This window comes from Flavobacterium sp. DSR3-2, assembly GCF_049896525.1.
Taxonomy (GTDB): Bacteria; Bacteroidota; Bacteroidia; order Flavobacteriales; family Flavobacteriaceae; genus Flavobacterium.
The window spans coordinates 49243-65126 of record NZ_JAFCUM010000001.1; the positions used below are offsets into that span (position 1 = coordinate 49243).

Genomic DNA, 15884 nt, shown 5'->3' on the forward strand with positions numbered 1-15884 from the left:
TGTTATTGTATTTCTTTTGCTATAAATTCTTCATAAAATCCTTTCAGTTTATTGCTTTCTTTAACTACTTCTCCAATGACAATAATCGCAGGGTTACTTAATTTATTCTCCGCCACAACTCGCTGAATTGTATTAATTGTTCCCACACCAATTTTCTCCTGAATCGTAGTTCCGTTTTGAATAATTGCAACGGGAGTCTCTCCTTTGGATTCATTCTGGAATAGTTCAATAATCTGAGACAACTTACTCATTCCCATCAATATCACAACTGTTGCCGATGATTGCGCTGCTAAAGCCACATCATTTGACAATTTCCTGTCAGAAGTTGTACCTGTAATTACCCAAAAACTTTCGGAAACACCTCTTTTGGTCAACGAAATACCTTGATAAGCAGGAACGGCAATCGACGATGAAATTCCCGGCACTACAAATGTAGGTATCCCAAAACTTTCTACAAAGTCTATTTCCTCACTGCCACGACCAAAAATAAATGGATCGCCACCTTTTAAGCGAACCACATGTCCATACGTAAGCGCGTTATCTACAATCAATTGGTTGATTTGGTCTTGCGTATATTTATGACAACCTTTACGTTTGCCTACAAATATTTTAATTGCTTTTTTAGGTGCATAACTTAAAATTTCTTCGTTTGCCAAGGCATCATACAAAACGACATTGGCCTCAGCCAGTGCCTTTGCACCTTTGATCGTCAACAGATCCGGATCACCTGGACCCGCACCCACTAGCGTAACTGTTGGTTGTATATTTTTAAGCATCTGCTAAATCTTTTGCTCTATATTTCTCTATTGTATCAAAAAACGCAACGCCTTGTTGGATGTATTTTTGTGCAAATTCTGCCGAAGGCTCATTCGATTTGATTTGATAAACCAAATCTTTGAAGCTTGAATCCAATTCTATTTTTTTGCTTTCGATAAAAACAGTATCAAATAAATCGATAATCCCAGCGTGGTGATTTGTTTTTTCGTTTTCAGCCAATAATATTGCTTTGGCACCGTTTACAAAACCTGCGTACGCCAAGTAAATCGCATCTGCCCATTTTTTATCTTCGAAAGCTTCTTGCGCGAAAGTCATTTTATCTTTGGCTTCCAATATTAAAGTAGCCACCAAATCAATGACAACGCCAGCGCATTCTCCTACTCCAACTGCTTTTACGTAATTATCAGCATTTCCCCAATCTACAAAATCAGCCTCCGTAAGGTTTGTTATATCAGCCAATGGCTTCAAAAATTCATAGAAATATTTCTCCCCTTTGGTAACATAATAATTCAAGAACGATTGTCCGTTTCCGTTTGCCTCAAAATCATTTAAAATATAACGCAACGCATCAGGTCCTCTTCTGCTTGGAATTTTGATTACTTTATCCGAAAATCTTCCGTTTCCGTTTCCTAAATTCCCTCCACCTAATAAAACCTGAAGAGCCGGAGCTACCAACTTTCCTGCATTAATGGACATTCCTTGGAAACCTATTTCGGACATATTATGCTGTCCGCAAGCATTCATACAACCGCTAATTTTTATGGCGATTTGTTGATTGTTGCTGTATTGTGGATATTCCGTTTTTAACACTCTTTCTAATTCATCTGCTATACCAGTACTGCTAGCGATACCTAAATTACAAGTATCGGTACCCGGACAAGCCGTGATGTCTCCGATAGTTTCATAGCCTAAAGTAACAAAATCCAATTTGGCTAATTCTTGGTAAAAGAACGCTAGATTTTCTTCTTTGATATTACGCAAAACGATGTTTTGTCGCAATGAAAAGCGCAATTCATTCGCTCCGTAATTTTTAATCAAATCTGCTAGCAATTTTGCTTTGTCTGTATAAAAATCTCCTAAAAGCACTTTGATACCAATAGCTACGTATCCTGTTTGTTTTTGTATAATCACATTTGATTTTTTCCAGGCTTCAAAAGCTACAACGTCATCAATTGTGACTGCTGGCACTGCCAATAAAGGTTCTGTAATTGGACCTTCAAAAGCGGTAGTGTCAATTTCATAAGAATGAAAAGGCAAGGCTTTTTTCTCTTCGTCAACCAAACGTAAAAACTCCTCACGACCCAGGTCTTTAATTAAGAATTTCATACGTGCTTTCAACCGTTTTGTTCTTTCTCCAAATCGGTCAAAAACCCTGATTATCCCTTCGGCAGTTGGAATAATTTGATTAACCGGTACAAATTCCGAAAGCAATTCAGCATGGCTTGGTTGAGAACCTAAACCTCCGGCAAACATTATTTTGAACCCTTTTTCGCCATTTACAATTTTTGGAATAAAACCTAAATCGTGCACATAACTCAAAGCAGTGTCTTTATCAGAAGAGGAAAATGATATTTTGAATTTACGTCCCATTTCCTGACAAATTGGGTTACGCAATAAATATTGGAATAGAGCGTGTGCATACGGGGATACATCAAAAGGCTCATCTACATCTACGCCCGCTAATTCACTTGCTGTAATATTACGCACGGTGTTTCCGCAAGCTTCTCTCAGAGTGATATCATTTTTGGCCAGCTCAGACCAAAGCTCGGGTGTTCTATCTAAACTCACATAGTGAATCTGAATATCCTGCCTGGTGGTAATGTGCAAACGTCCTGTCGAATATTTATCCGATACTTCAGTAATACGCTTCAATTGCTCACTAGTCACTTTTCCGAATGGCAATTTAATACGAATCATTTGCACGCCTTCTTGACGTTGACCATAAATACCACGTGCCAAACGAAGACTGCGAAAACGCTCATCGTCAATTTGTCCACTTCGGAAAGAATGAATTTTTTTCTCTAAATCGATAATCTCTCTTTGGACAATCGGATCTTCTATTTCAGTTCTAAAACTTTGCATCTTTGTTATATTTTTAGCAACAGCTAAGTTTAGTTTATAAAACCAACTCCTGCAGTTGTATTGGTTGCGGCATCTATCAAAATAAAAGCACCGTTTGACTTGTTGTCGTTGTAAGTATCAAAATATATAGCCTTACTCAACTTAATATTCACTTCTCCTATTTCATTAATTGCTAACTGAGTTGCCGGACTTGAACCCGAATAATCCGTTGCAATCACATTTTTAACACTTTCAATTTTTGCTAAAACTCGATTCGTGTTGTGCTGTATAAAATATTTTGTTCCCGGAACTAACTTTTTGCTGTCCATCCAACAAATTGTAGTATTAATATCTTTTCCAATTCTTGGAAGCTCACTTGATTTTACAATCATATCTCCTCTAGTCACATTAATGTCATTTTCTAATTCAATAGTAACAGAAGATCCTACAGTTGCTTCATTAAACTGTTTATCGAAAAAGTGAATATTCGTTACTCTAGATTCGGTCAACGATGGAAGGACAGTTACCGCATCGCCTACTTTAATATTGTCGCCGTATAATTTTCCGGCGTATCCTCTAAAATCATGATACTCTGCCGTTTTTGGCCGAATTACTGTTTGAACAGGGAAACGCGCTTGTCCTTTTTCGTACACATCTTTTGGCTCTAACGCTTCTAAATGTTCCAAAACCGTTTGTCCATCATACCAAAGCATGTTATCTGATTTGTTAACGACATTACCACCATTGATAGCACTTAACGGAATGTAACTAACCGTTTGCTCTTTGAAAGTACTTTTCGCATTTAAAGCTTGAAAATCAGCTTTTATTTTATTGTAAACTTCTTCCGAATAATCCACTAAATCCATTTTGTTTACCGCAACAATCACCTCTTTTACTCGCAGTAAATTATTGATAAAAAAGTGACGGTATGTTTGCTCAATAACTCCCTTACGAGCATCAATCAAAATGATTGAAACTTGCGAAGTAGAAGCTCCGGTAACCATGTTTCGTGTATATTCTACGTGACCCGGAGTATCGGCAATAATGTAACTTTTCTTAGCAGTCGAAAAATAAATATGCGCGACATCAATCGTGATTCCTTGTTCTCTCTCGGCAACCAAACCATCGGTCGCCAATGAAAAATCTAAGTAATCGTATCCCTTTTGCTTACTGCTTTTTTCTATTGCTTCAATCTTATCCGTAGTCAACGATTTTGTATCGTACAATAATCTTCCGATTAAGGTACTCTTTCCGTCATCTACACTTCCTGCTGTTGCTATTTTTAAAACTTCCATATTACCGTTATGTATTCCCCTCCCCGACCCTCCCCGAAGGAAAGGGAGACGAGTCTGGCATTTATTTAATTAAAAAATCAATTTTTTATCTATTTTACTACTTTATAAAACCCTCAACCAATGGACACTTTTTATCCGGCTATGGCTCCCTCCCATTCGGGGAGGGCAGGGGTGGGGATTTTAAAAGTACCCTTGTTGTTTTCTTTTTTCCATTGCGGCTTCCGAACGTTTGTCATCAATTCTGGCACCTCTTTCTGAGATCGTCGAAGATCTAATTTCGCCTACTACTTCTTGAATCGTTGCTGCATAAGAATCAACAGCTGCTGTACAACTCATATCTCCAACGGTTCTAAAGCGAACAATTCTTTCTTCAATTTCTTCATCTTCTTCCTGGTACACAAATGGAGAATGGGACCAAATCATATTGTCTCTCCAGAATACTTTACGTTTGTGTGAAAAGTAAATCGATGGAATTTCGATTTGCTCTTGTTCAATGTAACTCCACACATCTAATTCAGTCCAGTTCGAAATTGGGAACACACGAACGTTTTGACCATTTTCAATTTTTCCGTTCAAAATATCAAACAATTCCGGACGTTGGTTTTTCTCATCCCATTGACCAAAATCATCACGAACAGAAAAAATACGTTCTTTAGCTCTTGCTTTTTCTTCATCACGACGCGCTCCGCCAATACAAGCATCAAATTTAAATTCTTCGATTGCGTCCAAAAGTGTAGTCGTTTGCAAACTGTTTCTGCTGGCATACTTTCCTGATTCTTCTACAACTTTACCTTCGTCAATAGCATCTTGTACATTACGAACGATTAATTCCAATCCTAATTCAGCAACTAATTTATCTCTGAAAGCAATAGTTTCCGGAAAATTATGACCTGTATCAACGTGCAACAATGGGAAAGGAATTTTCGCAGGAAAAAATGCTTTTTGTGCTAATCGAACTAATGTGATCGAATCTTTTCCACCAGAGAAAAGTAAAACTGGCTTGTCAAATTGAGAAATCACTTCTCTAAATATGTATATCGCTTCGCTTTCTAAAGCGTTTGTTTTTAATATTGAACTCATTTTTTTTATTTAAAAATTTAAATAATTGAAAAATTTAAAGATTCCAACAATCATTTATAATTTATAATTCATAATTACTTTTGGTGCAAGCCACACTCTTTATGACTTGATTCCCACCACCATCTGCCCGCTCGTATATCTTCATCAGCAGTAATTGCTCTAGTACATGGAGCGCACCCTATACTTACAAATCCTTGTTTGTGCAATGCATTTTGTGGCACATTATTGTCATTAATATATTTTTTAACTTCTTCTAAAGTCCATTTCAATAATGGATTGAATTTTATAATGTCGAATTTTTCATCGTACTCAAAAAGGTCTAAATCATTTCTGTTTTCTGATTGCTCTGCTCTTAAACCGGTAATCCAAATCGAATTTCCTTTCAATGCTTTAGTCAAAGGAGCCACTTTTCGAATAAAACAACATTCTTTTCTGTTCTCCACCGATTCGTAAAAACTGTTTGGACCTTTTTGATTTAACAAATTTTCTACTTCAGAAGCCTCCGGAAAATAAACCTTAATTTCCTTTTTATACTTTTTTAATGTCTTGTGAAAAACATCATATGTTTCTTGAAATAGTCTTCCTGTATCTAAGGTAAAAATGGTAATTGGTAAATCATTTTTTGCAATAAAAGCCGTAATCACTTGATCTTCCTGTCCAAAAGAAGTAGAAAAAACAACTTTATCTTTGTATTCATTAGCCAAAAAAGCAAGTGTTTCCTCGATGGATAAGCTTCTTGTTTTTTCTAATAAAGTATTGGTTATTGCTATGCTCATAATTTCGTTTCTCTTTATAATAATTTAGACAGTGTTTTTAAACTTAAAATAATAATTAAAATACCAACCAAAATCATCATAGGTTTTCTCTTTATTTTATTAACTAAAATAGCGGCGATTGGAGCAGCAATCACACCTCCTAAAATCAACCCTATAATTACTTGCCATCCTTGAATTCCTCCAAAGAGCATGAATGTTACACCGCTGGCAAAAGCTACTGCAAACTCCGCTGCATTGACAGATCCAATGGTATATCTGGGATTTCTACCGCGACCTAGCAAGGTCGAGGTCACAATTGGCCCCCAGCCACCGCCACCAACTGCATCCATAAAACCTCCAAAAGAAGCTAAAATATTCAATCGTTTGGTTTTCTTTTTAATGATGTTTTTTTGCATTGCTTTTCTGATAATTATAATTGCCAAGGCTATCATATAAACCGCAATAAAAGGTTTTATCGCATCACCGTCAATAACATCCGAAAGTAAATAAGCACCTGCAATAGAGCCTAAAACCCCCGGAATCAACAAATGTCTCACTAGTTTTTTATTAATATTCCCAAATCGATGATGAGAAATCGCAGAAGCTCCGGTTGTAAACATTTCAGCAACGTGAACACCTGTACTGCTAATCGCTGGTGGAATGCCATACGCCAATAAAAAAGAAGTCGAAGTCGCCCCATACCCCATTCCTAATGTTCCATCTACTAATTGTGCAAAAACACCGATACAGAAAAAAATTAAAAATTCCTGATTAAATCCCGCAATAAAACCATCCCAAGAAAATTCTGTGTAATGATTGTATACCAATGTAGAAATTAAACCTACTAATAAAATAACTGGAATAATAACCCATAAGCGTTCTTTAAAAGTCGGTTCCGATTTTACATTAATATTAATGGCTTTCAATTCTTGGCTCATGCTTTTTTTATTCAACTGTTTTTACTATTTAAATATAGTACCCCATCGGAATAGTAGATTATTGTGCAAAAGTAAAACTTTTAACTTAACTACAAAACTTATTTTGTGATTATTCTTTAAAATGCAATGTCAGCCAAGGTGTTACTCTCTAAAATTTTCAGGGAATTATCACGAACTTCAATCATTAGTTTCCGAACAGCACAAGTAGCTTCATCCGAACAGTCCACACAACGCTCATAAAAATTATGGCTGGCACAAGGAAGTAATGCAATTGGCCCTTCGAGAATACGATACACATGGGCCATATTGATGTCTTTGGGATCTTTTATCAAATAATAGCCACCGCCTTTTCCTTTTTTGGCTCCTAAAAAACCTGAATGACGCAGCAACAATAAAATACTTTCTAAAAATTTGATCGAAATAGTCTCGCTCTTGGCTATCTCCGCTATTTGTACAGGAGAATTGTCTTTTTGGCGTGCCAAAAAAGTAAGCGCTTTTATTCCGTATTTTGTTTTCTTTGAAAGCATAATTAATTTTTGATTGAAGGTTAACGATTTTTGATAGCAAATTTAAAAGTAATTTGAAATCACAAAATCAGCCCTAATTTAACAACAAAAATATACTTTTTGAACGAAGATTAACGATTATAATCACACAGAAAATCTGCAAAGTATAATCGTTGATCTTATCCAGAAGCTTAAGGACTGAAATCTTTACGAAAGGGCCTGCTCCAAATCAGCGATTACATCTTTTACAGTTTCCAATCCTACTGAAACACGCACTAAACCATCGGTAATACTGACCGCCAAACGCTCTTCAACAGATAATTTACTGTGTGTTGTTGATGCAGGATGCGTGACAATTGTTCTGGTATCCCCCAAATTTGGTGATAAAGAGCATAGCTTTAATTTATCCAAAAAATTTCTGCCGGCTTCAAGACCGCCCTTTATTTCAAAAGCTACAATGTTGCCACCCAATTTCATTTGCTTTTGAGCAATTTCGTATTGTGGATGCGATTTCAAAAATGGGTATTTTACACGATTTACGTTCGGATGCTGCTCTAAAAACTCCGCTACTTTCAAGGCGTTTTCACAATGTCTGTCCAAACGAATCGCCAAGGTTTCAAGGCTTTTCGACAATACCCAAGCGTTAAACGGCGATAAGGAAGGCCCTGTAAGTCGAGAAAATAAATAGATTTTTTGAATCAATTCAGCATCACCAACTGTTATTCCTCCCAAGACTCTACCTTGACCGTCCATTAACTTTGTAGCGGAATGCACCACTAAGTGCGCGCCCCATTTTATAGGTTGTTGCAAATAAGGTGTTGCAAAACAGTTGTCAATTATCAAAATCAAATTGTGTTTTTTGGCAATCGTCCCTAAAAGTTCCAAATCGATAATATCAACAGCCGGATTGGTTGGTGATTCAGCAAAAAGAATCCTTGTATTTGGTGTGATAAAACTTTCAATTGTTTCCGGCTTGTTAATATCAAAATAGGAGGTTTCAATATTCCATTTTGGAAAATAATTGATAAATAAAGAATGTGTCGCTCCAAAAACACTACTAGAAGAAACAATATGATCTCCAGATTTCAATAAAGCTGCCAAGGTTGAATACACTGCTGCCATTCCTGATGCGAAGGCAAAACCAGCTGGCGCCCCTTCCATTTTGCACACTTTATCAACAAATTCATTCGTGTTTGGATTACTGTAACGGCTATAAATATTCCTGTCTTTCTCTTCGGCAAAAGAAGCCCGCATATCTTCGGCATCCTCAAATACAAAACTAGAAGTTAAGTACAAAGGAACCGAGTGCTCTAAATATTGCGTTCTTTCTAATTGGGTACGGATGGCTAATGTTTCAAAACCAAATTCTTGTTCGTTCATTCTTTTTTAATTTAAAGTTTAAGATTCAAAGTTGTTGGAACACTAAATCCAATCACTTTGGTTAAACTACAATGGTTTATTATTCAAAACTACTTTATAATGTATGGTTGCAGTTGGCTCTAATGTTTTAGAAACCGAACAGTATTTTTCGAAAGAAAGTTGTGCGGCTCTCGCTGCTTTTTCTTCATTGACAGGTCCTTCCAAAAAGAATATTACAGTAATATCCTTGAATGGTTTCGCTTCTCCTACTTGTACACGCTCTCCTTCGACTTCAGCTTTGAAAGAAGTGATTTCCTGACGCTGTTTTTTCAAAATCGAAATCATATCAATGGCACTGCAACCAGCAACACCCATCAATACTAATTCCATTGGACTTGCGCCCATATCGTCACCGCCAAATTCTGGTCGACTATCTACGTTTACTATATGCCCACGGTCGTTTTTTAATTCAAAGTGGAAATTGTCGTTTACTCTGTTTAATGTTATTTTCATATTATTCCCCTCCCCAACCCTCCCCGAAGGGAAGGGAGCCAAGACTGGAGGCAGTCCCTTTTTAATTAATTATATTTGTTTGAACGCGGATAAAACGGATTTGCTATCGCAAAAACGCGGATTTTTGTTTTTTTTTATTTTAATTATTCGTCACAATAAAAGCAAAAACAGTAAAATTGAAATTATCCAAAATATATAATTGAACCACCCATCTACAAATAATGACCTATCCATTGCACAAAAAGAATCTACACTGTTTCGTGAATATGTTAAGTAGAATAATGTACTTAAAAAATAATACACAAACTGTGCAATCAATGGTATAAATAATGAATTAATAGCTGTGTTATTCCAAAACCCATTAAAACACTTGTTAAAGCAATTAAAAACAATATAACATTTAAAATTAATAGTTTATAAAACCATTCTTTATTTTCTCATTTACTTTTATCAAATAAAAATAGAACTGAAACATTCATTCCGATTATAATAAAAATAACATTCATATTAATTGTTGTTTTTTACTGATCACTCAAAACTGATCATTGAACACTATCTTTACCCTTTATCCGATAATCTCAAAATATCGCCAAAAACACCTCTGGCCGTTACTGCTGATCCGGCTCCTGCGCCTTGAATTACAATTGGTCTGTCGCCATACGATTCTGTGTAAATTTCGAAGAAAGAATCAGAACCTTTCAATCCGCCTAAAGCAGTATCTGATGGTACCGAAACTAGTTTAACTTCCAGATTTCCTTTGTCATTTTGCAAATCGCCTGACAATTCGCCTATGTATCGCAACACGTGATTGGGCTTTTGGTCGGCTTTTATTTTAGCATAAATTGGATCAAACTCCGTCAGTTTATTTAAAAAATCAGAAACATCTCCTTCGCGTAAATGTTCGGGAATTAAATTTTGAATATCAATTTCTTCAAATTCATTTTGCAAGTCTAATTCTCTTGCCAAAATCAATAATTTCCGACCTACATCATTCCCGCATAAATCTTCCCTTGGATCTGGTTCCGTATATCCATTATCAATTGCTTCTTTCAATATTTCACTAAATGGAGCTTCTTTTGCAGAAAAATTATTGAACAAATAACTCAATGTCCCAGAGAAAACGCCTTTAATCTTCGTGATATTTTCTCCCGAAAGGTGCAACAATTTAATCGTATCAATCAACGGTAATCCCGCTCCAACATTCGTTTCATAAAGATAACTTTTTTGATTATCCGCTAATACTTTTCGCAATTTTTTATAAAAACTATAACTTAATGTATTAGCTACCTTATTAGAAGAAATCAAATCAAAACTGCTTACTGCAAGTGGAATGTAATTTTCAACAAATGTGGCACTTGCCGTGTTATCAATCGCAATCAAATTCTCCAAATGATGCTCATTTGCGTAAGCAATTACATCATCGATAGTGTAAGAGAAACCATTATTTTGGATTTCATTTTTCCAATTTGGAGTAACACCATTTTTATTCAGTAACACATTTTTTGAATTGGCAATCGCAAAAACATTCAGTTTGATATCTTTTCTTTTCTCAATAGTTGCAGCCGATTCCAATATTTGGTTAATCAAGGTTCCGCCAACTAATCCATGTCCGAAAATAGCGATATTGATTTTCTTAGATACTCCAAAAATCTCTCCGTGAATCACGTTTAAAGCTTTGTTCAGTTGGGATTTTTTGACAACCAAACTCACGTTTTTACCAGTTACCGTATTATTGAAAAGTATTGGGACAATTTTATTTTTTATCAACGCCGTGTAAGGCTTGTGAAACGTACTCAAATCCTGCCCAATGATAGAAATTACCGAAACATCATCCGTCACCGTGATTTTATTTACATCTTTTGAATAGAAATCATTCTCGAATTCTTTCTCTAATTCAATCATGGCCTTTGTGGCCTTATCCGCGGACACAACTAAACCAATTCCTCTTTCTGAAGAACCCTGAGAAATGATGCTTACGCTAATATCATTGTCGCCCATTACTCTGAAAATACGGGCATCTACACCAGTTTTCCCTAGCAATCCTCTTCCTTCTAAGTTTACTAGTGACACATTCTCCAAGACTGAAAGCGTTTTAATTCCTTCCTTGTTAGAATTGGAAGTAATTAATGTTCCTTTGTTTTCGTGATTAAATGTATTCAAAATACGAAGTGGAATGTTTTTTTCCAATAAAGGAATGATGGTTTTGGCATGAAGAATGGTCGCACCAAAATTGGCTATTTCATTAGCTTCATTAAACGATAAATGATCAATTTTCTTTGCATCAACTACTAAATCAGGATTAGCGGTATAAATTCCGTCTACGTGCGTATAATTTTGTAATTCTTCTGCATTCAAATAATTCGCAATCAACGAAGCGGTATAATTACTGCCGTTTCTTCCTAAAGTGGTTGTATCATTATTATTGTTAGAACCAATAAAACCTGTAATAATATTTACCGTTGTTCCGTTATTTTGCTTGAAATAATTGATGACATTTTTCTTAGAAATTTGTTCCAAAGGTTGCGCATTACCAAATTGAGAATCGGTTTTTATCAATTCTCTAGTATCAACAAAACAAGCATTTATTCCATTTTCAAACAGAATAGCGGTCAGTAATTTTGCAGAAAGCAACTCTCCTTTTGACAGAATCTGATCTTTAATTTTATTGCTGTAATCGCCAATTAAACTTATGCCTTCGAATAATTTTTCCAAAACGGTGAATTCCTCAGACAAATCAACGCTTTCATATTCGTTTTGTTGGTATTTTTTGAAATCCTCAAAAAGCGGTTTATAATCCCCATTTTTAGATGCAATACTTAAAATTTCTTCTAATTCATCCGTAGCATTTCCTCTTGCCGAAACCACAATGGCAATTTCTTCACCCTGATTTACTTTATCGGTTATTATTGCGATCACCTTATTTATTCCGTCGCCATTCGATAATGATTTACCTCCAAATTTTAATATTTTCATTGTGTTCTGTTTTTTGGCTTAGAATATATCCTGAAGCAAATTGTGTAATTGTTTGTATTCTATCAAAAAAGCATCGTGTCCGTGAATGGAAACAATTTCCTGATAAGTTACATTATTTTTATATTTTTTTAATTCCTCGTAAGTTGCTATATTTTCATTTGCAGTAAAAAACAAGTCTGAATTGATTCCTATAATATGAATATCAGCTTCAATTTTTGAAGTTATTTCTTCGAATGAAGCGCGGTTTCTGGTAATATCGATCGTTTTCAACAGTTGATTCATCATTTTATATGACGAGATCTGAAAACGTTTCTGCAATTTTTCGCCGTGATGCAACAACCAGCTTTCTACATTAAAAATTGCTAATTCTTCATTGGTTGTTCTCTGAAATTTTGCCGCAAAAGATTCCGGAGTTCGATAACACAGCATCGCATGAGTTCGAGCGTCTTCAATAGGTTTTGAAGAATTTTTCAAAATTTGTTCCTGCAAAAAACAATTGGCAATCAGCCAATCCGTCGATTTCCAATCGGTTGCAATAGGAATTAAGTGTTGTGTAATTTTTGGTTCTAAAGCAACCATTTCCCACGCGATTCCTCCGCCAACAGAACCGCCAATAATAGCATAGGTTTTTTTAATTTCAATAAAATTAATCCCTTCAATAAAAATTCTGGCAATATCTCTGGTAGTAAAGTCCGAATAATTTTCGATAATCAAATCATCAAAACCATTTCCGGGAACATTAAAAGCGAGTATCGTATATTTTGTGGTATCTATAGTTTTATTTGCACCAATTAAATCATTCCACCACCCCGTTGATCCAACAACTTGCGAATTTCCGGTCAATGCATGATTTACCAAAACGATTGGCGCGGTATGCAATTCTGGTCCAAAAACTTGAAAACTTAAGTTTAAGGCAGCATAAAAAGCGCCACTTTCAGTGGTGAAATTTTGTAATGTAATGGATGTTGGTTTGTTTTCCAATTGCAAATCTTTTATGATTTTTGACTTGTGTCTGGAAATATTAGAAAGAAAGCTAGGAGTTATCTAGACAAATTCTTAGTGTTATCTTTCCACGTTTGGCGTGGTAGAATGCAGCACCTTCTTCGATAAATCGAAGGGTTGCTAAGGCTTCATCGGGTCTAATCCCTCTGCCTTTCTTTATAACATTTCAATACGTTTGTGAACTTAAAGATGCAAAGTAACCACTATTTTTTGAAATAACCAAATTTTTGTACGCAATCGATTTTTTGTTTCGTTTAAATAAAAATCTGAAAGCAACAAACATACAAATGTTATTTTGACGAAGTATCATAAAGCTAATTAGATTTTTTACTTCGCCAAAACAACAATTTTAAATACCTTTTTGAAGATCTCAAAACCGAAAATAAATTCGGATTTCTTAAATAAAAAGCGCTTCATTCTCTTGGGAATACATTAGAAAAAGTAATGAATTTGGCACAGTTTTTTGTGCTAAAGCATCGTTTTTTGAAATTTCGAATCTAGGGTGAATCAGTTCATTTTTAGAACTGCTCTCTTTTTCCTTTTTCCTCTTAAAGTCAATACTTTTTAGTACTTGAAATGTCTTGGTAAAATACTTCGTTGCGCTCATAATTTTTAGGTATTAAATTTTTAAACTCATTTTTGATTTCATTATAATTATTATTTTAAAATTTTAAAAAAATCAGAAAAACAAAAAACCCTTTTAGATACATATCCAAAAGGGTTTTAAGTTATCATACTAACTTATACTTTTGGAATCAACTGACGCAAATACGCATAATGGCCTTTGCATTCATCACATTATTGACTGTTGAACTATTTGGATGCTGGAATTTTTGGTTGTTCATGTATGCTACTATTTCTGTAAAATTATTAGGTTGTATTCAAAAAAAAAGCTTCCCGTTATTTGGGAAGCTTTTGCTATATAATTTAATTTAAAATTATGCAATGAGCGACCCTAAGGAATTGTCCTGCGCGACTTTAAACATAGTGTAAATATTAAATTTCATTTTTACTTTTTTAGAGAATCAAATTTGCAAATTATTTTTTAAATATCCAAATAAGTTTCAAAAAAAATAATAGCCGTAATGCTCCAGAAGTTATTTTTTACTTTAATTAAACCAAAAAAAGATTTATCAGCAAAAAAAAGTTAAGATTAATTTGCAATTCAAAATGGTTTCATACATTTGCACCCGAATACAAGAGGAAAAATTTGAACTGATTGCAACCTCTTCATAATGAAACAAATTCATTATGAATACTGATAATTTTTCAGTAGAAAAAATGCTAAAGCAGGAACTCTCCTTTAGTCCTTTTCAGCAATTATTTTTTCTCGCTTAATTTAAAAATAATATTTATTATGGCCTATTTATTTACGTCAGAATCTGTAAGCGAAGGACATCCAGACAAAATTGCAGATCAAATTTCAGACGCATTAATTGATAATTTCTTGGCATTTGACGCTGACTCAAAAGTAGCATGCGAAACTTTAGTAACAACTGGTCAAGTAATTTTGGCTGGTGAGGTAAAATCAAATACCTATTTAGACGTACAACAAATCGCTCGTGACGTAATCCGAAAAATTGGTTACACCAAAAGCGAATATATGTTTGAAGCCAATTCTTGTGGAATCCTTTCTGCTATTCACGAACAATCTGCTGACATAAATCAAGGTGTTGACAGAGCAAATCCTGAAGAGCAAGGCGCTGGTGATCAAGGAATGATGTTTGGTTACGCTACTAATGAAACCGAAAATTACATGCCTTTGGCACTTGATTTATCTCATAAATTATTGCAGGAATTAGCTATCTTAAGACGCGAAAACAACGAAATTACGTATTTACGTCCTGACGCTAAATCTCAAGTAACGTTAGAATACAGCGATGACAACAAGCCAACTCGTATTGAAGCTATTGTAATCTCGACACAACATGATGATTTTGATGAAGAAGCAACAATGCTTGCAAAAATCAAAAAAGATATTATCGAAATATTGATTCCAAGGATCATTGCAAAAAATCCTGCGCATGCGCATTTATTCAACGATGCAATTCAATACCATATCAACCCAACCGGGAAATTCGTAATTGGAGGGCCACACGGAGATACTGGACTTACAGGAAGGAAAATTATTGTAGATACTTACGGTGGAAAAGGGGCTCACGGTGGTGGTGCATTTTCTGGAAAAGATCCAAGTAAAGTAGATAGAAGTGCAGCTTATGCTACCCGTCATATCGCTAAAAACTTAGTTGCAGCGGGTGTTGCTGACGAGATTTTAGTACAGGTTTCGTATGCCATTGGAGTTGCAAAACCAATGGGTATTTTTATCGATACGTATGGTACTTCAAAAGTGAATTTGACTAATGGAGAAATTGCCAAAAAAGTTGAAGCTATTTTTGATATGCGACCTTACTTTATTGAGCAACGTTTGAAATTAAGAAACCCTATCTACAGCGAAACTGCTGCTTACGGGCACATGGGACGTACTCCAGAAACGGTTACCAAAACTTTCTCTGCTCCAGGTGGAAACGAAAAAACGGTTACTGTTGAATTGTTTACTTGGGAAAAATTAGATTTTGTTGACCAAGTTAAAACCGCTTTTGGATTGTAATCATCTAAAAATATTTA

At 35.1% G+C, this 15884-nt stretch carries 13 protein-coding genes and 1 riboswitch; of the genes, 1 reads left to right on the top strand and 12 read right to left on the bottom strand.

Translation table 11 applies throughout. The features are described from left to right. Nucleotides 1–2: 2 nt before the first annotated feature. From cobA to ACP7AV_RS00280, 12 genes are all read right to left on the bottom strand, one after another. The gene (gene cobA, locus ACP7AV_RS00225; RefSeq protein ID WP_426090291.1) at nucleotides 3–776 is read right to left on the bottom strand and encodes a uroporphyrinogen-III C-methyltransferase; all 774 of its coding nucleotides are present in this window, start codon (nucleotides 774–776) and stop codon (nucleotides 3–5) included. Further along, nucleotides 769–2859 carry a nitrite reductase gene (locus ACP7AV_RS00230; RefSeq protein WP_426090292.1) on the bottom strand — a complete coding sequence of 697 codons (2091 nt, stop codon included), beginning with the start codon at nucleotides 2857–2859 and terminating at the stop codon, nucleotides 769–771. Before ACP7AV_RS00230 ends, cobA begins: the two co-directional genes overlap by 8 nt. Before the next feature lie 29 nt (nucleotides 2860–2888). Then, nucleotides 2889–4133: a sulfate adenylyltransferase subunit 1 gene (locus ACP7AV_RS00235; protein ID WP_426090293.1), complete on the bottom strand. Its 1245-nt coding sequence runs from the start codon at nucleotides 4131–4133 to the stop codon at nucleotides 2889–2891. Nucleotides 4134–4313: 180 nt separating this feature from the next. Next, nucleotides 4314–5213: a sulfate adenylyltransferase subunit CysD gene (cysD, locus tag ACP7AV_RS00240; protein WP_426090294.1), complete on the bottom strand. Its 900-nt coding sequence runs from the start codon at nucleotides 5211–5213 to the stop codon at nucleotides 4314–4316. A gap of 74 nt (nucleotides 5214–5287) precedes the next feature. Then, nucleotides 5288–5989: a phosphoadenylyl-sulfate reductase gene (locus ACP7AV_RS00245; protein WP_426090295.1), complete on the bottom strand. Its 702-nt coding sequence runs from the start codon at nucleotides 5987–5989 to the stop codon at nucleotides 5288–5290. Between the two features lie 14 nt (nucleotides 5990–6003). Continuing rightward, nucleotides 6004–6906 (bottom strand): sulfite exporter TauE/SafE family protein, encoded by a 903-nt coding sequence (locus tag ACP7AV_RS00250; RefSeq protein ID WP_426090296.1) that lies wholly within the window; start codon nucleotides 6904–6906, stop codon nucleotides 6004–6006. A gap of 116 nt (nucleotides 6907–7022) precedes the next feature. Further along, the gene (locus tag ACP7AV_RS00255; RefSeq protein WP_426064452.1) at nucleotides 7023–7433 is read right to left on the bottom strand and encodes an RrF2 family transcriptional regulator; all 411 of its coding nucleotides are present in this window, start codon (nucleotides 7431–7433) and stop codon (nucleotides 7023–7025) included. Between the two features lie 186 nt (nucleotides 7434–7619). Continuing rightward, nucleotides 7620–8792: a trans-sulfuration enzyme family protein gene (locus ACP7AV_RS00260; protein WP_426064453.1), complete on the bottom strand. Its 1173-nt coding sequence runs from the start codon at nucleotides 8790–8792 to the stop codon at nucleotides 7620–7622. Between the two features lie 66 nt (nucleotides 8793–8858). After that, nucleotides 8859–9284 carry an OsmC family protein gene (locus ACP7AV_RS00265; RefSeq protein WP_426090297.1) on the bottom strand — a complete coding sequence of 142 codons (426 nt, stop codon included), beginning with the start codon at nucleotides 9282–9284 and terminating at the stop codon, nucleotides 8859–8861. 558 nt (nucleotides 9285–9842) lie between these two features. Further along, nucleotides 9843–12257: a bifunctional aspartate kinase/homoserine dehydrogenase I gene (gene thrA / locus ACP7AV_RS00270; RefSeq protein WP_426090298.1), complete on the bottom strand. Its 2415-nt coding sequence runs from the start codon at nucleotides 12255–12257 to the stop codon at nucleotides 9843–9845. 18 nt (nucleotides 12258–12275) lie between these two features. Continuing rightward, the gene (locus ACP7AV_RS00275; RefSeq protein ID WP_426090299.1) at nucleotides 12276–13238 is read right to left on the bottom strand and encodes an alpha/beta fold hydrolase; all 963 of its coding nucleotides are present in this window, start codon (nucleotides 13236–13238) and stop codon (nucleotides 12276–12278) included. 78 nt (nucleotides 13239–13316) lie between these two features. Beyond that, a riboswitch (SAM riboswitch) is annotated at nucleotides 13317–13424 on the bottom strand. A gap of 232 nt (nucleotides 13425–13656) precedes the next feature. Next, the gene (locus ACP7AV_RS00280; RefSeq protein ID WP_426090300.1) at nucleotides 13657–13866 is read right to left on the bottom strand and encodes a hypothetical protein; all 210 of its coding nucleotides are present in this window, start codon (nucleotides 13864–13866) and stop codon (nucleotides 13657–13659) included. 750 nt (nucleotides 13867–14616) lie between these two features. On the opposite strand from ACP7AV_RS00280, the gene metK reads away from it, so the two are divergent. Beyond that, on the top strand, nucleotides 14617–15867 hold the full coding sequence (gene metK / locus ACP7AV_RS00285; RefSeq protein WP_426064458.1) for a methionine adenosyltransferase: 1251 nt from the start codon (nucleotides 14617–14619) through the stop codon (nucleotides 15865–15867). Nucleotides 15868–15884 lie beyond the last annotated feature (17 nt).